This window comes from Bhargavaea ginsengi (assembly GCF_900109165.1).
Taxonomy (GTDB): Bacteria; Bacillota; Bacilli; order Bacillales_A; family Planococcaceae; genus Bhargavaea; species Bhargavaea ginsengi.
Genome location: NZ_FNZF01000001.1, coordinates 439971 through 459709 on the forward strand (window position 1 = coordinate 439971; position 19739 = coordinate 459709).

A 19739-nucleotide genomic window follows, 5' to 3' on the forward strand; every position below is an offset into this window, starting at 1 on the left:
TGTTCCGTCTCCTCCCTAGACCGTGGCTGCCGTTTCTGATGACGTCTCAATGATTTCCACGCCCCGCTTTTTCATTTCGCGGATATAGGTATCACCGGGAACAATCAGCTCAGGCGGATGGACCCCCCGTTCTGAAATGGTCCCGTTTCCGATCATCTGGGCAACGACGGAGATCGTGTTTGCTGTGGCGCGGGCCATAGCGGTCACGTTTGTTTCCGCGTCCTTCTCGGTGATCAGGTCATACTCGTAGCTAACCGCGTCGCCGTTCTTTTTCCCTTCGACGATGACCCGCAGCAGCACCGCATCTTTTTTGTCTCCAAGCCTCAGCTTAGGCGTCAGATGTTCTCTCATGACGTCGCGGACTTTCACATGCTGACCGCCAACCGCCACCTCGGAATCACGCGCCAGAAGGCCCAGGTCGACAAGAAGCTGGAATTTCTCCGCATGCCCTTTATACCGGATTGTTTTGTACTCAAGCGTGTCCAGGTCAGGGAATGACTTCGACAAGGTGGATGTGCCTCCGGACGTATGGAATGCTTCAAGTTCCCCGTAGCCATCAAAGGTGATCGTCTCGATCTCGCTCAGGGAAGGCACCTCCCGGACCTCGCCATCGCGGATGACGAGCGAAGGGTCCGTGTAATGATCGAATACGCCTTCCAGTGAAAAGACGAGATTGTAGTTGAGCGGAGGTTCCGGTTCGACGGGAATTCCTCCGACATAAAGACGGACCGATTCTGCCCGGTCAAGCTTCCCTGCTCCATATCCCGACAGAATATTGATCATCCCCGGAGCAACTCCAAGGTCGGGAATGATCGTGACGCCCTTTTTAAGCGCCGCTTCTGATAGGCCGAGTACGGCATCGGTCGCGCCGCCGATGTGGCCGCCGAGATCGACACAGTGCACGCCTGCCTCGACTGCGGTACGGGCGACTTTTTCGTTGAATGTGTAGAACAGTGCATTGATGACTACATCGCCGAGCGACATGACTTCCTTCAGCTGGACATCATCCGATGCATCCAGCCTGAGGACGTCCAGCTTGTCCGACATCAGCTTTTCTGCGAAATCCTCCGCCTGTCGCACATTCAGGTCCGCCAGCCAGACCTTTTCGACCCCTTCGCTTTTCACCAGATCCCGCGCTGCTTCCTTCCCCATCAATCCCGCTCCGAGTACGACGACTTTCATACTGTCCTCCCCTTTCGCTGCTTATTCTGTATCGATCTGTGCCCGCTGCAGCCTGCCGCTGTAGTCCACGTAAATGCTCTTCCATTCGGTGAAGACGTCGAGTGCTGCGACACCGGAGTCGCGGTGGCCGTTGCCTGTCCCTTTCGTTCCGCCGAACGGCAGATGGATCTCTGCTCCGGTCGTGCCTGCATTCACATAGACAATACCTGTATCCAAGTCCCGCTGTGCGCGGAATGCCTGGTTGATGTCACGGGTGAAGATTGAGCTCGAAAGACCGTAGGTGACACTGTTGTTCACTTCGATCGCTTCATCCAGGCTGTCCACGGCGATCAGGGAAATGACCGGGCCGAAAATCTCTTCCTGGGCGATCCGGCTGTCCCACTTCACATCAGTGAAGAGCGTCGGCTCATAGTAATAGCCGTCTTTCAGGCTCCCGTCTTCAAGAACCCGGCCGCCGGCCAGCAGTTTGGCTCCCTCTTGTTTGCCGACTTCCACATAACCATGGATCTTCTCAAGGGCAGAAGCATTGATGACCGGGCCGACCTTCACGGATTCATCAATTCCGTCACCGATTGTCAGGCCCTTCATCTGCTCGAGCAGCCGCTGTTCAAGCTCTTCCTTCACCGAGCTGTGCACGATGACCCGGCTGCAGGCGGTGCATCGCTGTCCGGCCGTCCCGAACGCGCTCCACAAGATGCCTTCGACGGCAAGATCAAGATCGGCATCATCCATGACGATGACCGCGTTTTTTCCGCCCATCTCAAGCGATACTTTCTTTAGGTGCCGGCCACCCAGTTCTGCGACACTGCGGCCGGTTTCCGTCGACCCTGTAAACGAGATGACACGGACATCCGGATGCTCGATCATCGCCGTGCCGACCTCTCCTCCGCTTCCGAAGACGACGTTGGCGACTCCCGGCGGCAATCCGACCTCATCAAAAATCTTCGCCATTTCATAGGCCATCATCGGTGTCTCGGTTGCCGGCTTCCAGATAAATGTGTTGCCAGCGACCATTGCCGGGAACGATTTCCACGTCGCGATGGCGACCGGGAAATTCCACGGAGTGATCAGACCGACAACACCGATCGGGGCCCGTACACTCATAGCGAACTTGTCCTGCAGCTCTGAAGGAACCGTCTCACCGAACAGCCGGCGTCCCTCTCCGGCCATATAGAACGCCATGTCGATCCCTTCCTGTACCTCGCCGCGCCCCTCCTCGATCACCTTGCCCATCTCTTTGGTGAGCACTTGCGCGAGATGCTCTTTCCGCTCTTTCATGAGCCAGCCGATTTCATATAGATAATCCGCCCGTTTCGGCGCGGGAACGAGTGCCCATTCCTTTTGTGCCTTCTTTGCGGCCTTTACCGCCTCATCCACATCAGATTTGCCGGAAAGCTTTACCTCGCATAGCGTCTCCCCGTTTGCAGGATTCACGACCGCCGTGTATTCGGCCCCGCCGCCTTCCTGCCAGGATCCGTTGATGTAGTTGTTCAGCTTCATGCCCAACTCCCCTTTCTCCGTTCTTTATTGAAACCGCTTTCATTGTCCTTTTTCGACAACTTCGGCCGGATTCCTTCCTGAATGAGTAAACTCTTTGTACTGCGGCACAATCAGTTGCACTGCCTGTCCATGAAAATAAAAAACCCGCAGGCTGATTTGCCTGCGGATACATCTTATTCAATCCGTCTGCGGAGTATGAGCACCGGTCTTGCCGGCTTTGACCGGATTCCCGCCTGCCGCCTTCATAGCCTCCGTCTTTTCCTTCGGCGGAATAACCCGCTTTACGAAGAATGTCAGGATCAGTGCGATGAAAACGAACACTGTACACACAAAGTATGCAAAGTTGATGCCGTGGAGCAAAGCTTCCTGGGCAATTTGCGCTTTTACCGCCGTGGCTTCTGCGTCGGGAAGCCCGGCCGCTTCACCGATCAAAGATGCGGTTTCCGCTTCTGTCCGCTTGTTCATGACCGTCATGAGGAATGCCGAACCGATTGCTCCCGCTACCTGTTGAAGCGTATTATTCATCGCAGTTCCGTGAGGGTTCATCTGCATCGGCAGCTGGTTCAGCCCGTTCGTCATGATCGGCATGTTCACCATCGATAGGCCCAGCATCCGAATCGTGTACACGGCCATGATATAGAAGTAGCCGGAATCCAGTTCCAGACGGCTCAGCATGAACGTCGTGACAGTCGTGATCAGGAGTCCGGAAATCGCAAGTGTACGCGGTCCGTATTTGTCGAACAGCCGTCCGGTGATCGGCGACATGATACCCATGATGATCGCACCCGGAAGCATGAGAAGCCCTGAGTGGAATGGTGAAATCCCCCGTACATTCTGCACATAGATCGGCGTCAGCAGCATTCCCGAGAACATCGCAATCGAGAGTACGACCATGATGATTGTAGACAACGTGAACATCGGGTGTTTATAGATCCGGAATTCCAGCATCGGCACCGGCATGCTCAGCTGCCTGCGGATAAAGGCGGTCAGGGCAATGGCACCGATTATGATCGTCACGTAGACCTGCGGGTCCATCCAGCCTTTGTCGCCGGCCATGCTGAACCCATAGAGCAGTCCGCCGAACCCGAGGCTCGAAAGGATGATCGACAGGACATCAAGCCGGACATCCCTAGTTTCCATGATGTTCCGGAGCTTGAAGAACGCGATCAGAATCACGAGCACCGCAAACGGCAGCACCATCCAGAACAGCACCCGCCATGAGTATTGCTGGACGATCCAGCCGGAGAGCGTTGGCCCGATCGCCGGCGCCGTTATCATGACGAGGCCCAGGTAACCCATCGCAGTCCCCCGCTTTTCCACCGGGAAAGCGACGAGCATGACGTTCATCAAGAGCGGCATCATCATTGCGGATCCGGATGCCTGAATCATCCGGGCGATGACCAGCATGATAAACGATGGTGCAAGCGCTGCGGCCAGCGTACCGATCGTGAACAATGTCATCGCAGTCAGGAAGAGGTTCCGGTTCGTGAACCGCTGGATAAAGAATGCACTCGCCGGGATAAGAATTCCGTTTACAAGCATATAGCCTGTCGTCAGCCACTGCACCTGTGCGGGATTCACCTGGAATTCCACCATGATGACCGGCAATGCCACGTTCAATAGAGTATTGTTCAAAAACGCAACAAACGCCCCGAAAAAGAGGACTGCAATCATTGCATACGGGGGTTTGGCGTGAAGTTCCTGCTGATTCAATTTCATTCCTCCGTTCAAAGCGACCTTATTGTTCCGTGAGCCGAATAAAATCGCATGCAAACTATTTTATACCGGTGGTTCAATCATTTCAACATATAAATCTCTTCCGGCCATAAAAGTTTGAGCAACTGCATGGAATCAACTATAATAAGGTTTATACTATCGGTATAAAAACGTTTTCAAATGTTGAAATACAGAAAGGTGACTGAGTTTGAACGAACGCAAACGGCACGTGCTCGATGCAGCCAGAAGGCTTTTCCTCGACAATGGATTTGCTGATACATCCATCCAGAATATTTTGGATGAGGCCGGCATTTCGAAAGGAACATTCTATAATTACTTCAGCTCCAAAAATGAATGCCTGATTTCAATCATTGAGGAATCGAGGGAGACCTCGACGATTCTCAGAGATGAACTTGCCGCGGACAGACGTGATGGACCGGAACTGCTGATCGATCAGCTGCTTGTCCGGCTTCGGATGAACCGGGAGCAGCAGCTCATCCGACTATATGAGGCGATTCTTCATTCGGGCGATGCCGAACTTCGGAAGTTTATGAAAACCGTCCATCTTGCCGAGCTGGCCTGGCTTGAACGGCGCCTGACAGAGGTATTTGGTGAATGGGCAGAACCATATTCAGCCGATGCGGCTCTCATGCACTTCGGGATGCTCGGCCAGTACCTGCAGTTTGCCCCTGACGTCACGTCGTCCGACGAGCTGACGAAGCGCATCCGCTTTGTTATCCGGCGAACTGAAGCCCTGCTGCGCGATATGGCGGAGCACCGCGAACATCTTCTTGAAGCGGACCAGTTCAATGAGCGGGCAGGAGCACCTCCCCTCCCCTCTGCCTCACAAACAGCCAGAGAAATCAGAAGGCTTGCGGCTTATCTGTCGCCTGCAGACAGGGAAGCAGGACGGGAGTATGCTGATTTTCTGTCCGCTGAACTGGAAGCGGAACGCCCGAGGACTTCTCTTGTCAGAACAATCGCCGGTCCGTTCCGGAAGCTGTTTGATGGGACTCCACTGGAACCTGAAGTACGGACTGTCATGTCCGCGGTCTGGCAGCTGCTCGGGACTGCAGATGGAAAACCCGGAAAAGAAGATTGAAGAAGTTGAAACCTTTGTCCGGCCCATCCCGTATCTTTCATTAACAAAACAAGAAGCGGGGTTAAACAAATGAACAACCATGAAATCGATTTTGTCCTTCACGGAGACGACATGCAATTCGTGGAAGTCGAATTGGATCCGTCAGAGACGGTCGTCGCGGAAGCGGGGAGCCTCATGATGATGGAAGACGGTATCCAGATGGAGACGATCTTCGGCGACGGTTCGGGCGGAGGCGGAGGCCTGTTCGGCAAGCTGAAAGGGGCCGGCAAGCGGATGCTAACGGGTGAGAGCCTGTTCATGACAACTTTCACGAATACCGGCACAGGGAAAAAACATGTCTCATTCGCCTCTCCATATCCGGGCAAGATCATCCCGGTTGACCTGAGTCAGGAAGGCGGCAAAATCATATGCCAGAAAGACGCATTTCTTGCAGCTGCAAAAGGAGTTTCCGTCGGCATTGAATTCCAGCGCCGGCTCGGCACCGGATTTTTCGGGGGCGAAGGCTTCATTATGCAGAAACTTGAAGGTGACGGCATGGCATTTATCCATGCCGGCGGGACCATTCACGAAAAGACGCTGGCACCAGGAGAAGTCCTCCGGGTCGACACCGGCTGCCTCGTGGCGATGACACAGGATGTCGACTACAACATCGAAACCGTAAAAGGCATCAAGACGGCCCTGTTCGGAGGCGAAGGACTGTTTTTCGCGACATTGCGTGGACCCGGCAAAGTGTGGATACAGTCCCTCCCGTTTTCGCGCCTCGCAAGTCGCGTCTTTGCAGCGGCTCCGTACACACCGGGTGAGACCAAAGGCGAAGGAAGCGTCGCCGGCGGACTGTTCGACCTGCTCGGCGGGAAGTAACAGCAACGCAATAAACAACAAAACCGGCCTTCCGTTAACGGAAGGCCGGTTTTGTTGTTCGAAGTGCTGTTTATGGGTTCTGACGATTCTTCATGATGCGGAAAGACGCTTCATAGTTGTCCATCAGCTGACGGAACCCGTCACTCCTGTCTTCTGGGCCTGATGTGTTTTCATGCTTGTCCAGTGCGACTCGGCCGTCGTTGCCAATTCGAAATCGCACTTCGTCACCCGGTCCCAGTTTAAGATGTTCCATTACTTTAGAGGGCAGTGTCACCCCATGGCTATTCCCGATCTTCGTGACTTTCCTCTTGATGTAATCTGATGCCATCGTGTTGCCGTACACCCTTTCATCCATCTTCTTCCTTGGTGGGGACCCTATTATAACAGACTTACCCTGATTTCAAACAATTTTCATGCCGGTTACCACCGGCAGCAGTCGGGTATATTGTGGAAAAAGATGCCCGTATTCCGGGCGGAAAGGCGGACCAAATGGCAGAAAGCAACCTGGATCAGCATCCACAACCCGCTGAAGATCATTCGTCCAAGAAAAAACAAAGCCGAAAAGCACTTTTTCTACTGTTGGCTTTTGCCGCATTGATTATCGTCCTCCTGTTGCCTACACCCGAAGGGCTGTCTGTCATGGGACATCGCGCGCTCGCCATTCTGGCATTTGCTGTTATTGTCTGGATGACAGAGGCGGTCACCTATCCGGTCAGTGCTGCGATGATTATCGGGCTGATCACCCTGCTGCTCGGGTTCTCACCGGACCCCGAAGGGACCGGTGAATTGCTCGGAACGAAAGAAGCCCTGAAGCTTGCGCTGGCCGGATTTTCCAACAGTGCGGTCGCCCTCGTTGCCGGTGCGCTGTTCATTGCCGCAGCAATGCAGGCGACGAATCTGCACAAGCGCCTGGCGCTCTGGATCCTGTCAAGGGTCGGCACAAAGACAAACGCCATCGTCATGGGCGCCATCATCGTATCGATTATCCTTGCCTTTTTCGTGCCAAGCGCGACAGCGCGTGCCGGAGCTGTCGTGCCGATCCTACTGGGAATGGTCGCGGCATTCGGTCTAAAGAACAACAGCCGCCTTGCCGCCCTTCTAGTGCTGACCGCAGTTAATGCTGTATCGATCTGGAACATCGGGCTCAAAACAGGAGCAGCCCAGAACATGGTCGCCATCGGATTCATCGAGGATGAGCTTGGAGAAACGATCGCCTGGAGTTCATGGTTCCTCTATGCTGCTCCGTTCTCAATCATCATGTCGATTGTGCTTTATTTCATCATGATCCGCCTGATCAAACCAGAGACAGACAATATAGAGGGCGGCAAGCAGGTGGTCCAGGATCAGCTCGCAGAACTTGGTCCGCTGAAACCGGTTGAGATACGCCTGATCGTCCTTTCCATCATTCTCCTTATTCTTTGGTCGACGGAAGAAAAACTGCACCCGCTCGATACGACAAGCGTAACGCTGCTCGCTGTCTCTGTTATGCTTCTTCCAAAAATCGGTGTGTTCGATTGGAAAAGCGCCGAAAAGCTGATTCCGTGGGGAACAATCATCGTCTTTGCCGTCGGAATCACACTTGGCACGATTCTGCTGAACACTGGCGGTGCTTCGTGGCTTTCAAACACAGTGTTCGGCTCATTGGGACTTGATTCGATGCCGCTCCTGGCAACGATTGCGCTCGTCTCGCTATTCAACATCTTCATCCATCTCGGATTCGCAAGTGCCACCAGCCTTGCGTCAGCACTGATCCCGATTTTTATCGCACTGACTTCGACGCTTGCGCTTGGCGAAAACAGTGTCGGGTTCGTTCTGATCCAGCAGTTCGTCATCTCGTTCGGCTTTCTGCTTCCGGTCAACGCGCCGCAGAGCATGCTCGCCTACGGTACAGGTGCATTTACAGTCAAAGACTTTATCAAGGCCGGTATCCCTCTCACGGTCGTGGGCTATCTGCTGATTCTGCTGTTCAGTGCCACTTACTGGAAATGGGTAGGGCTGCTTTAATCCGGAAGCCAAAATAAACGGGCTTGTCCATTGGAGACAAGCCCGTTTTTCTGTATATCAATTATTTCAGCCGGTCGGAGAAGACAGTTGCATATTTCTGTGCGGTGCCTTCCGATACACCAAAGCGCTTGGCGGCTTCCTTCGCGGTAAAGGTCTCGCCCGTAAGAATTTCTGCTTCCTGCGCAGCAAGATAGAGGCCGGCCACGATGCCGCCCGGTTTCCGGACGATCGGATTCTCCTCCCGGAAGTAGCGGATCATTGCATTCCGCAGGCTCTCAGTGCCACTCCGATCCAGATCGTCAGACTGCAGTTCCGACGTCAGCATGTCAACAGCTCCGCGCTGCCCGTCCGTCAGATCCTCAATCGCCTCCACTTCAGTGCTTTTTACAGAATCTATTGCTGCCGGAGCATCTGCGACGGCAACCTCTTCCTCCATCGCCTTTTTGGATTCTCCGTCGCTCATCTTGTCAGACTGCAGTTCTGCATCTTCCATAGGGGTATGCAGAATGGCGAAAATCTCCAGCAGATGGGACTCAAGAAACGCTTCATCCGCCGTTTCCCCTGCAGTTGCAGCAAATTCGCTGATCCGGTCCTTGACAGACGAATTTGGCACAGGAACCGAATAAAGAGTGGATACAGGCTGTATGGCATCTTCCCTCTCGCGCGGGTCTGCCAGCACCGTGCCAAACAGGAGGGTCCCTTCAGGGGAGGCGACGCGGTCGTTTTCCTTCATCGCCCATTTTCCATCCCCGAATACATCCTCGAGCAGGATATAGCCGTCTTCTTTGCCGGTCAGTTCCGCGAACATGATGAATGGCTCATTCCACGCCGCAAGTACCCGCTTCACTTCATCACGGGAACCGGAAGCAGAGGTTGCCAAGTGGCGTTGCCAAAGGTCGCGGCGGATGTTGAATGCGTAATGTTCATACGCTGCACCTTCGATTGCCCCTGATTTCATGAGTCCGCCGAGCCTGGACATCCATGTTTTCACAAGCAGTGACAGCTCGGTGCGGTCAGGGCCTGCAGCCGGCGTGCCGCTGATGTAATCCGCCATGATCCGCTTGAGTTCTTCTTCGGCAAGAATATGTGTGCCGTTTTCCGAACGGCCATGGCATTTCTTATATTTTTTTCCGCTGCCGCACGGGCACGGATCGTTACGTCTGACCACAGTCATCATTCCTTTTCATTGTCTGCATGTTCCATCTCCCCATTGTACCATCCTTCCCTACTTCTTTGTACCCATTGGGGCCCTGCGTTTATCTCCTCTCAGCAGCAGGGTATACGAATGGAGAAGTCAGGAAAGGAAGGGATCGGCGGATGGAGCACAATCGGATTGCATACCGCGACCTGTATGAAGCGGCCCATGATGAAAAGCCTTCCTGGTACGACCGGGAAACAGGTCAGGTCATCCAGCACGAGGCCGACTATGACCTGCCGCGTTATATCGAGCTTCCCCGTTTTGATGACACGGCCGAACAGCAGATGCGGGTGGCTTTCACACATACGATGCAGGACCACCCCGGACTTCAGGAAAAAATCGGCGAAATCTTCGCCTATAACCGGCCGGCAGAAGAATTCGAGGACATCCTAAAAAACGAAGGGCTTCTGCATGAGTGGAAAAATCACAGGGAGCTCTCCCGCCAGAAGCTCCTTAATGAATGGTGCAGCCGGAACGGCGTCCGTTTCGACATGGACGGTATCTGAATACGCAATCAATCAAGGAGGCGATCAGCATGACGGAAAACCAGAGCAACGGAAAAGAATACGAAAAGGCGGATCAGCAAGTCCCGCCCCAATCACAGCAGAGCCAGCCAGGCGTTGAAACAGAGATGAAACCTGAACCGATCTATGATGACCCCGAATATAAGGGCTCCGGAAAGCTCGAGGGCAAAGTCGCCCTCGTCACAGGCGGTGATTCGGGAATTGGTCGTGCGGTGGCTGTCGCCTATGCAAAGGAAGGCGCAGATGTCGCCATCGCTTACCTCGACGATGCCGAGGACTCGGATGCAGATCAGACTGTCCGGGACATCGAGAAATACGGCGGACGCGCGATGAAGATCAAAACAGATATCAGCAGCGAAGAAAATTGCAGGAAACTCTTAAAGAAAGTTGCGGATGAGCTCGGCGGATTGAACATTCTTGTCAACAACGCGGGCGTACAGTATCCTCAGAAAGATATCGAAGCGATCACCGCTGACCAGCTGAAGAAGACGTTCGAGACGAACTTTTTCGGACTGTTTTATCTGACCCGTGAATCGATGGCCTATCTTAAAGAAGGCGACAGCATTATCAACACATCCTCGGTAACGGCTTATAACGGTTCACCGGCATTGCTGGACTACTCCGCCACTAAGGGTGCCATCACTGCATTTACGCGATCGTTTGCGCAAAACATCGCCGGAAAGGGCATCCGTGTGAACGCAGTCGCACCGGGCCCGATCTGGACACCTCTGATTCCCGCGACTTTCGATGCCGGCAAAGTTGAAGAGCATGGTTCCACAACCCCGATGAAGCGTCGCGGACAGCCGGCAGAGCTTGCACCGGCCTATGTCCTGCTTGCATCCAAGGACGGCAGTTACATGACCGGACAGACCATCCACATCGACGGCGGCGATTTCAGCACAAGCTGACACTGTATATTTTCCGGGAAGCGTTTTTCTGCTTTCCGGATTTTCTTTTTCCGCTGTCCTGCCCTCCTTCCGGTGATATAATCATTTCCGGAAGGAGTTGCATAGGATGGACCTGCAGAAAATCGACCGGAAAATCCGGGAATCGCTGGATGACATGATAGAAATCCGGCGTCATCTCCACATGAATCCGGAACTGAGTTTTGAAGAAGAGAAAACACCCGAATACATCGCCAATTACTTGGAACAGCTCGGTATCGAGGTGCGCCGCAACGTCGGCGGCCGGGGTGTCGTCGGCACGATCCGCGGCGGCAAGCCCGGAAAGACGATCGCGTTCCGCGCGGACTTTGACGCACTCCCGATCCAGGAAGCAACCGATGTTCCGTATAAATCGACCGTTCCCGGTGTCATGCACGCCTGCGGACATGACGGCCATACCGCTTCCCTCCTCGTGTTCGCCAAAGTGATGAACGAGTTCAGGGAAGAGCTTGAGGGCAACATTGTCCTGATCCACCAACATGCCGAGGAAGTGAATCCCGGCGGCGCCCTCGGCATGATCAAGGACGGCTGCCTGGATGGCGTCGACATGGTATTCGGTGCCCACCTGCAGTCATTAATGCCTGCAGGACATGTTTACAGCCGTGACGGCTATTTGCAGGCTGCGGAAAACACGATCCGCATCACCGTCAACGGGAAAGGCACACACGGTGCCGAGCCGCATAACGGACATGATCCGATTCTTGCAGCAGCCCATATCATGACCGCACTCCAGTCAGTCGTGAGCCGGAACGCGGACCCGCTTGGACAGCTGGTCATCTCGATCGGACAGTTCCACTCCGGATCTGCCGGCAACATCATTCCACAGACAGCCGAGATGGAAGGAACGATGCGCGTCTTTGATGAAGAACTGCGCCGCCTCGGCGCCCGCAGAATCCGTGAGATTGCGGAATTCACCGCACAGGCGCTCGGATGCACCGCGGAAGCCGATGTGGAATTCGGCTATGATGCGGTCAAGAACCATACCGAAGGCGTTCGCCTCATCGAGGATGCGGTCGGCAGTGTTTACGGCGACGGTGTGTACCAGGAAATTGATCCGGTCATGCCCGCTGAAGATTTCGCCTACTACCTCCAGCATCGCCCGGGGGCCTACTTCTTCGTCGGCGCCAAGGTCGAGGATGGACGTACTGCCTATCCGCATCACCATGAGAAATTCGACTTCCATGAGCCGGCACTTGAAATGGCCGCAAGGACCTTCGCGGGTATTTTCTTCGAAGCACAAAAACAGAACTGAGAAGAACAAAAGCGCAAGCGCCCGTTCAGCAACGTACAAACTGGAACCCTCCGCAATGAGATAAAGGAAATACGGCGAGGAACGGGCCGATGTTGAACTTATCGTAGTGGAGAATGGTGAAGTTTGCTGGGTGCTGGAGCTGGACGGGGACGCCACGTGAATAGCCGTTATTCCACAGAGTGACGATTTCTCATTTCCTAAGCAAACGTAAAAGGTTGTGCTTCCCGAAACAGGGGGGGCACAACCTTTTTGTGTGGTTTGGCTTATTGCACCGTTTCTTTTTTTACCGTCAGTTTTTCGAGCTGTTCTTCGTCCACCGTTATACCGAGGCCCGGCTGTCCGGCCAGGAGGACCTGCGGCAGCTCGTATTTCAGATCGCCGATTTCTTCGCTGAACAGGAGCGGCCCGGTCAATTCGGCGGACTGGATGTTCGACCGGCTCATAACGACGTGATACCCTGCCGCCGATCCGACAGACGACTCCACCATCGATCCGACCTGACATGGCATTCCTGCCGCCTCTGCCGCTTTGCCGATATGGATCGCCGGATAGATGCCTCCGCATTTCATAAGCTTGATGTTTAACACATCAGCCGCCTCAAGACGAACGATCTCAAGGAATTCTTCCATGCCATGAAGGCTTTCATCTGCCATAACAGGTACAGTCACTTTTCTCCGGACATCCGCCAGCCCCCGGATGTCCCCCATGCGGATCGGCTGTTCGATCCATTTCAGGTTCTCCCCTTCGAGCTCCCGGATAGCCGCTGCTGCAGTCCCTGGAGTTTTCCAGCCCTGATTGACATCGACACGGATCGGGACGTCCGGGCCTACAGCTTTCCGCACTGCCTTGATGCGAGCGACATCATCCATCGGATCCCCTTTGCCGACTTTCAGCTTAAGCGAGGAATACCCGTCCTCCACTGCACGGACCGCTTTTTCAGCCATGATTTCAGGGGCCTCGATGCTGAGGACGCGCGGGTATTCAATCCGTTCATGGGCACGTCCTCCGATCAGATTGTACACCGGCTGTCCTGCAGCTTTCCCCATCAGATCATAGCAGGCAATATCGATGGCAGCCTTTGCAGCAGGATTTCCCGAGACCGCTCCGTTCATCTTGCCGTGGATGCGCTCAATATCAAATGGATTTTCTCCAATGACCGCCGGGATGAGCAGATGTTTCAGAATTTCATACGCCGACAGGTAGTATTCTCCCGTCACATGTTCGTCCGTCACCGCCTCACCATAGCCGACAAGCCCGGTGTCTGTTTCCAGTCTGAGGATGACCGCCGGCATGTCGGGATAAGTCGCATAAGAGACGATGAATGGTTCCCTGAGAGGGAATCGGACCGCGTGAACGGTTGCTTTGATGATTTTCATTATAGACCCCCCTTTTACCTTTTCAGTTTATCGGGAACACCGGGTCAAATCAATCTCACATCGGGCTGTTGCCGTGCCGGCCCCTTGCCCACCGCATAATCTGTCAGGAGGGAGGTGCGGAAATGGATAAACCATTATCCGGCGGCGGAAGTGGCGGACAGCGGCATACCTGCCGTAAATGCGGCCGGCGTCATCGCAGGAGACAGGTTGCAGCAGCGGAACTTCATGGACTTCGTCCCTCTGACCGCCCGGCTCAACCGTTCGAACAGGAATCGCTTGAACCCCTTCGCGGTGAGCGCGGGCCTAGAGGCTTCACCGGTCTAAGAGGTGAACCCGGACCGCCCGGACCGGAAGGGCCGGAGGGACCGATGGGACCTGCCGGCGCCCAAGGCCCAAGAGGTGAAACCGGACCCCAAGGACCGGCCGGTACTGCTGGCCTACAAGGGCCAAAGGGAGATCAGGGGCCTGCCGGACCCGAGGGGGCTCCGGGACCAAAAGGTGAAACCGGAGAAACTGGACCAGAAGGACCGGCTGGTGCTCCCGGCATACAGGGACCGAAGGGAGATCGGGGACCTGCTGGTGAACGCGGAGAGAGAGGACCCCAGGGGGATGCTGGCGGAATTGCAGAATTCGCCTTCCTTGCCACCACCCCCGGGCTGCAAGTCGGCCAGGGAACTATGGTCAGGTTCAATGGAGAGTCTGTCCTGTCATCCGGGATTTCGGTCAAAGGCCGGAAAACATCGGTTAAAATCAGCCGGAGCGGCCTTTATGAAATGATCCTTGCACTTTCAGCAGGAGAAACAAGTCGTTGGGCCGTTTTTGTAAACGGAGAAAAAGTTACGGAATCAGAATGTCTGATTCGGGAGGACCAGCAGGAAGCTTTCCGGATGGCAGTACTGCCGCTTAAAGAAGGAGATCTTGTGACGCTCAAGAACTGTGTGCCGGAGGAAGGCGAAAAAGGTCAATCCAAAGCAGAGGTTACCGCGGCACTGTCACTGAAGCTTCTTTCTTACGTGCAGGATGAAGATAAAGATTAAGGTGTATAAAGAAGTCTGGATCGGAGTGTGGAATCTTGCACCTTCGGTCTTTTCTTATTCCGGGACCAACGCCCCCCCATCTCGTTCCCCTGACCCCTCCCTCCGCTGCCATCATTCCTTTATAATAGTGGGAACAATAGGAGGTGCCGCATGGATACAACCTTGATCAAACCGGAGGACACTTGGCTGCTCTGGGCATTTCTGGCCGGATGGGCTGCCGTGAGCATCTATCTCGAACAAAAGTACAAATGGGCATCGAAGGTAACAGGGGCGATCATTGCGCTTGCCGGGGCACTGATCCTCGCCAACCTCAACATTATCCCCACCGATGCCCCTGCCTATGATGCCGTCTGGACCTATGTCATCCCGCTCGCCATTCCGCTTCTCCTGTATCAGGCAAACCTGAAGCGTGTCTGGAATGAGAGCGGCCGCCTGCTGATTCTGTTCCTCGTCAGCTCTATCGGAACCGTAATCGGTGCCTACATCGCCTTTTTCGCTTTAAGCGAGTTTATCCCCGAGCTGGCCCTGATCACAGCGGTCATGACAGGCTCCTACATCGGGGGGAGCGTAAATCTGGCCGCACTTTCCGCCAAGTTCGATGTCAGTGAGGGAATGCTCTCTTCCACAATCGTTGCTGATAATCTGATGATGGCGCTTTACTTCTTTGTTCTGATTGCCATTCCTGCTGTCGGCTTTTTTCGGCGCCGGTTCCCTACGCCACATATCGACCGCGTCGAACAATCAGCAGACGAAGAAGACGGCACGCTTGCGGCTTCCTACTGGCAGCGCAAGGAAATTTCCCTCAAGGACATCGCGCTTTCAGCCGGTAGCGCATTCGCCATTGTCGCGGTATCGTTTAAGATTGCCGAAATCTTCGGCTCGATCATTCCTGATGAAGGGGCAGGCTGGCAGCTGCTCAGCGGCCTGCTCGGAGACAAGTACCTGATGTTGACGACGATCACCGTTACCGCAGTCACCCTCATGCCTAAGTTTTTTGACAGCCTGAACGGAGCCCAGGAAATCGGTACGTATCTGATTTACATATTCTTCGTTGTCATCGGGGTCCCGGCCTCCCTGCCGCTCCTTATCCAGAATGCACCGCTGCTGCTCGTCTTCGTCTTCCTGATGGTATTGACCAACATGCTTGTTACGTTCGGTGTCGGTAAGATGTTCAAGTTCAACCTGGAAGAGATGATACTTGCAAGCAACGCCAACATCGGCGGGCCGACCACGGCGGCTGCGATGGCGATTGCGAAAGGGTGGAAGGATCTGATTGTTCCCGTCATGCTGGTCGGCACGATGGGATACATCATCGGTAACTATATCGGAACCATCGTCGGCAATACGTTATACGGATTCTGAAGTTTGCCAAAATGTTCCGGATTCCATAAGATGAATGAGTAGTCATTATAATGTTGGGGGCATGAACATGGGCAATCCTCTAAATGCCCTCTCGCTTGACGAGATCTGGGCAAAAATCGGACAGGAACTGGAAGCAAAGCCGGAGCCTTATCAGGATGAACATATCCGATACGAATTCATTATCGATGAGAAAGGTGAAGTCAGCCGCTGGCAGCTGCTGTTCGAGAATGGCCGGGCGGAAATATTCTCCGGAGTCGCGGGTGAAGCATCCTGTACACTGGAGATGAGCGGCAAGCACTTCCGGAAACTTCTGACAGGAGACCTGAACAGCATGGCGGCATTTACGATCGGCAAGCTGAAGGTCCGGGGCAATGTCGGCTTCGCACTAAAGCTGGAAAATCTGCTTAAAGAATATCAGTTCGCCGGATAAGCGGGTTACGCCCGCCGGAAAAGGAAAGGACGGTCCGCCGCATGCGCGTCGCAATCTTCGACTTTGACGGGACACTTTACCAGAACGAGACATTTGACTTTATGATGAGCCACCTCAAGCATCATCCCGAATACGGAAGACTCTACGGAAAGTTTTTCAGGCGCATCCTGCCTGTATATACGGGCTACAAGATGAAACTCGTCCCCTCTCCAGTGATGAGGGAAAAGTCGATGCAGGCCTATCTCGCCCCTTTCTCGGGCTTTGCGGAAGAACAGCTGAACCGTTTCTTTGGCGAGATGGCCGCAGCGATGCGGAGCGGATTCAATCCGGAAGTCGTCCGGCGGGTACGTGACCACGCGGAATCGGGTGACCGGGTCATGCTCGTCTCCGGTGCCTTCACTCCGCTCCTGCTTGAGGCCGTGAGGGATTTGCCGTTTGATGACGTCATCGGCACCGACATCCCGTATTCCGGAAATACATATGACGGACGGACGAATATTTACCATATCCGGAGCGAACGGAAGAATGAGCGCATCCTCGCCGCCCTCGGAGACACTCCGGTTGCCTGGGAAGAAAGCTCCGCATTTGGCGATACGCTGTCCGACATGACGGTTCTCGAACTCGTAGGAAACCCGGTTGCTGTCCGTCCTGAGGAAGGTCTGCGGAATATCGCGGCTGAACGGGAATGGGAAATTATCAGATAACTGAAAGAAGGCACCTCGCGCACGATTGCGGAGGTGCCTTTTGCATGTGCTTATTCTGCTTTTTCAATCAGCAAATCGAATAGTTCGGACCACTCCGTGATCCGGGGTGTATCCAAGTGACGGTTGTAGGACTGGTTTTTCGCAAACACGTTCAGTGGAAGGTCCCTCAGTGTTTCAAGCACCGCCGGCTTATCGTCGAAATAATAGTCCAGTTGCAGATCTTTGATGATGTGGATTTTTTCTTCATCGTTCATGCCGTAAAAGAACCTGTCTTTTTGGACCGGAAAGCCGTTCTGGATCATCCATTCCATCGTGCGCTCGCCGTGTTCCTTCGGCCTGGCCGTTATATAGTAGATCTCATGCCCCTCTTTTTCCAGCTTCTGAAGCGTTTCGGCGGCATCCGGATACTGGGGACAGGAAATGTAATAGATCTCTTCCAGCGAATTCTTCCACATCTTCCCGCCTTCTTCGGCGGTCATGCCGAACAGTTCATGGATCTCCACCTTGTCCAAATCATGAAAAAGGGAGATGTCCACATTCCGGTTTAATTTCCGGTTGTAGAGATGGAAGGCATGCTCCCTCAGGTTGATCAGTGTGTCGTCGATGTCAAAACCGAATTTCAAATCAGATTCCCTCATTTTGTTCCGTATTGTAGTTCGGATATCCCGTAAACCTGAAATCCTTTCCAATCTTCGTGATCTCCAGATCGTCCAGTTCCACGGCATCACGCATCAGCCCGATGCCTGTGCCTTCGAGGAATGTGGGCGCCTCGGCACCGCCGATCAGTTTCGGCGCCATATAGATCTCCACTTTATCCACGAGCCTGTTCTCCAGGAAAGCCGCATGAATCGAGCCTCCCCCTTCGACCAGGACAGAGGAGACAAGCTGTTCACCAAGAATCCGGAGCACGTCATCCAGGTAAACCCGTTCGGCTCCCGAAGTCGGATAAACCGAAATCCCTCTTTCCTCCAAAACCTTTCTGGACTTCTGGTCATAATGTTGTGCAGTGAAGATCCAGGTATCAGCCTGCCCGTCCGTGACCACTTTGGATTCGAGCGGAACCCGGAGTGTGGAATCCAGGATGACGCGGATCGGGTTCCGGCCGTTCGGAATCCTTGTCGTCAGTTCAGGATCATCCTCGATCACCGTATTGACGCCAACCAGGATAGCCTGATGTTCATTCCGAAGCCGGTGGACATCCTTGCGCGCCTCTGCAGAGGTGATCCATTTGCTGTCGGCTGTATGGGTGGCAATTTTCCCGTCCAGTGTGCTGCCCGCTTTCATCGTGATGAACGGCTTTTGTGTCACGATGAATTTGTTGAACACTTCATTCATCCTGCGGGATTCCTCTTCCATAACGCCGACTATCACTTCAATGCCTGCTTCCTCCAGGATCCTGACCCCGTTTCCGGCGACAACCGGATTCGGATCAAGCGTGGCGATGACGGCTTTTCGGATCCCGGCTTCTACTATGGCGACCGCACAAGGCCCTGTCCGGCCATGATGAGAACATGGCTCAAGTGTGACGTAGATGGTCCCGCCCTTTGCCTTGTCCCCGGCCATCCTGAGGGCATGGATTTCCGCATGCGGTTCGCCTGCCTTCAGATGAGTCCCGATGCCCACGATCCGGTTGTCATTGACGATAACTGAACCGACGAGCGGATTCGGATCGGTCTGCCCTTTCATTGCCCGGGCGTTTTCAAGTGCAAGATTCATATAGAAGTCATGGCTGGTCATCTGGATCTGTCGTGCCTCCCTCCAAATGTCCGGATCGCTGGACCTTGGTCTGCAGATACTTTTCATTGAACTCCGATCGATCGCCCCATAGCGCCTGGCGTCCGGAAATCGGAAGGCCTGCATCCTGCAGGGCATCCAGTTTTTTGGGGTTATTGGTCATCAGGGTCACCGGCTTATCCCGCAGAGTTTTCAGGACGCGGATTGCATCGTCATAGTTCCTGGAGTCATCGACAAACCCGAGGCTTTCGTTTGCTTCCACGGTATCGTAGCCATGCTCCTGCAGAACGTAGGCCATCGCCTTGGAGAACAGGCCGATTCCGCGGCCTTCATGGTTCGCGAGATAAAACAGGGCTCCCGTTCCATGATCCACGATATTCTTCATGGACTGCTTGAGCTGATACCCGCAGTCGCACCGTTTGCTGCCGAAGATATCACCGGTATGGCAGATGGAGTGCAGACGGATCAGCGCATCATCCGCATGTTCAAAGTCACCATATACGAGGACGCTCGACTGCTGGTATTCCGCCAGATTGGCAGAGGACAGCCGATCGATGATTTCCTGGTAATCATCCGTTACCTGGCATTGGTTCAGCCAGCAATACCACTGGAACACGACAGTCTCCCCGTAAAGGTTGACGGGCAGTCTGATGGGGCCCACCAGGTAGATGGCACCTTCCCCGGTTTCTATCATTTGGATCTTTTCTTTCAGAACATCCAGCACTCTGGTTTCCAGCTTTGCTTGAACCATATAAAATCATTCCTTATATCTATAAATTTTTCTTAGATTGGCCATTATATTGGGTTGTATAC

General features: G+C 54.1%; 21 protein-coding genes. 11 read left to right on the plus strand and 10 right to left on the minus strand.

Annotated features, from left to right (window positions below; genetic code table 11):
• Positions 1-15: 15 nt before the first annotated feature.
• The 3 genes from BMX91_RS02105 to BMX91_RS02115 form a co-directional block, all read right to left on the minus strand.
• On the minus strand, positions 16-1182 hold the full coding sequence (locus BMX91_RS02105; protein WP_092049376.1) for a saccharopine dehydrogenase family protein: 1167 nt from the start codon (positions 1180-1182) through the stop codon (positions 16-18).
• A gap of 21 nt (positions 1183-1203) precedes the next feature.
• The gene (locus tag BMX91_RS02110) at positions 1204-2682 is read right to left on the minus strand and encodes an aldehyde dehydrogenase family protein (protein ID WP_092049379.1); all 1479 of its coding nucleotides are present in this window, start codon (positions 2680-2682) and stop codon (positions 1204-1206) included.
• Positions 2683-2859: 177 nt separating this feature from the next.
• Entirely contained in the window at positions 2860-4401 is a 1542-nt protein-coding gene (locus BMX91_RS02115) for a DHA2 family efflux MFS transporter permease subunit (protein ID WP_245744204.1), read from the minus strand.
• A 205-nt stretch (positions 4402-4606) separates the two neighbouring features.
• On the opposite strand from BMX91_RS02115, the gene BMX91_RS02120 reads away from it, so the two are divergent.
• Together BMX91_RS02120 and BMX91_RS02125 are read left to right on the plus strand one after the other, a co-directional pair.
• Complete coding sequence (locus BMX91_RS02120) at positions 4607-5500, plus strand: TetR/AcrR family transcriptional regulator (protein WP_177168228.1); 894 nt, start codon at positions 4607-4609, stop codon at positions 5498-5500.
• 69 nt (positions 5501-5569) lie between these two features.
• Positions 5570-6361 (plus strand): TIGR00266 family protein, encoded by a 792-nt coding sequence (locus tag BMX91_RS02125; protein WP_092049383.1) that lies wholly within the window; start codon positions 5570-5572, stop codon positions 6359-6361.
• A 70-nt stretch (positions 6362-6431) separates the two neighbouring features.
• On the opposite strand, the gene BMX91_RS02130 is transcribed toward BMX91_RS02125, so the two are convergent.
• Both BMX91_RS02130 and BMX91_RS15870 read right to left on the minus strand, forming a co-directional pair.
• On the minus strand, positions 6432-6716 hold the full coding sequence (locus tag BMX91_RS02130; RefSeq protein WP_092049384.1) for an AbrB/MazE/SpoVT family DNA-binding domain-containing protein: 285 nt from the start codon (positions 6714-6716) through the stop codon (positions 6432-6434).
• A 45-nt stretch (positions 6717-6761) separates the two neighbouring features.
• Complete coding sequence (locus BMX91_RS15870; protein WP_245744206.1) at positions 6762-6956, minus strand: hypothetical protein; 195 nt, start codon at positions 6954-6956, stop codon at positions 6762-6764.
• Here BMX91_RS15870 and BMX91_RS02135 point away from each other — a divergent pair.
• Complete coding sequence (locus BMX91_RS02135; RefSeq protein WP_245744208.1) at positions 6956-8365, plus strand: DASS family sodium-coupled anion symporter; 1410 nt, start codon at positions 6956-6958, stop codon at positions 8363-8365. The genes BMX91_RS15870 and BMX91_RS02135 overlap by 1 nt on opposite strands.
• 61 nt (positions 8366-8426) lie before the next feature.
• On the opposite strand, the gene BMX91_RS02140 is transcribed toward BMX91_RS02135, so the two are convergent.
• A complete protein-coding gene (locus BMX91_RS02140) occupies positions 8427-9533 on the minus strand; it encodes an SEC-C domain-containing protein (RefSeq protein WP_177168229.1) in 1107 nt (368 codons plus the stop codon).
• Positions 9534-9682: 149 nt separating this feature from the next.
• Between BMX91_RS02140 and BMX91_RS02145 the strand changes: the two genes are divergently transcribed.
• The 3 genes from BMX91_RS02145 to BMX91_RS02155 all read left to right on the plus strand — a co-directional run bounded on the left by BMX91_RS02145 (position 9683) and on the right by BMX91_RS02155 (position 12283).
• Positions 9683-10069, plus strand: coding sequence for a UPF0158 family protein (locus BMX91_RS02145; RefSeq protein WP_092049388.1), 387 nt, complete (start codon positions 9683-9685; stop codon positions 10067-10069).
• Between the two features lie 29 nt (positions 10070-10098).
• A complete protein-coding gene (locus BMX91_RS02150) occupies positions 10099-10995 on the plus strand; it encodes an SDR family oxidoreductase (protein WP_092049390.1) in 897 nt (298 codons plus the stop codon).
• Positions 10996-11101: 106 nt separating this feature from the next.
• Positions 11102-12283: a M20 metallopeptidase family protein gene (locus BMX91_RS02155; RefSeq protein ID WP_092049392.1), complete on the plus strand. Its 1182-nt coding sequence runs from the start codon at positions 11102-11104 to the stop codon at positions 12281-12283.
• A 263-nt stretch (positions 12284-12546) separates the two neighbouring features.
• Here BMX91_RS02155 and BMX91_RS02160 read toward each other — a convergent pair whose 3' ends face one another.
• Entirely contained in the window at positions 12547-13659 is a 1113-nt protein-coding gene (locus tag BMX91_RS02160) for a mandelate racemase/muconate lactonizing enzyme family protein (protein ID WP_092049394.1), read from the minus strand.
• A 114-nt stretch (positions 13660-13773) separates the two neighbouring features.
• Here BMX91_RS02160 and BMX91_RS15845 point away from each other — a divergent pair, with 114 nt between their 5' ends.
• The 5 genes from BMX91_RS15845 to BMX91_RS02180 all read left to right on the plus strand — a co-directional run bounded on the left by BMX91_RS15845 (position 13774) and on the right by BMX91_RS02180 (position 17192).
• Entirely contained in the window at positions 13774-13983 is a 210-nt protein-coding gene (locus tag BMX91_RS15845) for a hypothetical protein (RefSeq protein ID WP_218143869.1), read from the plus strand.
• Positions 13984-14546: 563 nt separating this feature from the next.
• Positions 14547-14696 (plus strand): hypothetical protein, encoded by a 150-nt coding sequence (locus tag BMX91_RS15850; protein ID WP_218143870.1) that lies wholly within the window; start codon positions 14547-14549, stop codon positions 14694-14696.
• A gap of 150 nt (positions 14697-14846) precedes the next feature.
• The gene (locus BMX91_RS02170) at positions 14847-16058 is read left to right on the plus strand and encodes a DUF819 family protein (RefSeq protein ID WP_092049396.1); all 1212 of its coding nucleotides are present in this window, start codon (positions 14847-14849) and stop codon (positions 16056-16058) included.
• Positions 16059-16125: 67 nt separating this feature from the next.
• Complete coding sequence (locus BMX91_RS02175; RefSeq protein WP_177168230.1) at positions 16126-16488, plus strand: SCP2 sterol-binding domain-containing protein; 363 nt, start codon at positions 16126-16128, stop codon at positions 16486-16488.
• A 41-nt stretch (positions 16489-16529) separates the two neighbouring features.
• The gene (locus tag BMX91_RS02180; protein WP_092049400.1) at positions 16530-17192 is read left to right on the plus strand and encodes an HAD family hydrolase; all 663 of its coding nucleotides are present in this window, start codon (positions 16530-16532) and stop codon (positions 17190-17192) included.
• A gap of 50 nt (positions 17193-17242) precedes the next feature.
• Here the strand turns inward: BMX91_RS02180 and BMX91_RS02185 are convergent, their stop codons facing one another.
• From BMX91_RS02185 to BMX91_RS02195, 3 genes are read right to left on the minus strand one after another with little or no spacing between them, the layout of a single operon-like run.
• On the minus strand, positions 17243-17815 hold the full coding sequence (locus tag BMX91_RS02185) for a 5' nucleotidase, NT5C type (protein ID WP_092049402.1): 573 nt from the start codon (positions 17813-17815) through the stop codon (positions 17243-17245).
• 1 nt (position 17816) lies between these two features.
• Positions 17817-18929 (minus strand): bifunctional diaminohydroxyphosphoribosylaminopyrimidine deaminase/5-amino-6-(5-phosphoribosylamino)uracil reductase RibD, encoded by a 1113-nt coding sequence (ribD, locus tag BMX91_RS02190; protein WP_092049404.1) that lies wholly within the window; start codon positions 18927-18929, stop codon positions 17817-17819.
• Positions 18916-19677 (minus strand): GTP cyclohydrolase II, encoded by a 762-nt coding sequence (locus BMX91_RS02195; RefSeq protein WP_092049407.1) that lies wholly within the window; start codon positions 19675-19677, stop codon positions 18916-18918. The genes ribD and BMX91_RS02195 overlap by 14 nt, the downstream gene beginning before the upstream one ends.
• Positions 19678-19739: the final 62 nt, after the last annotated feature.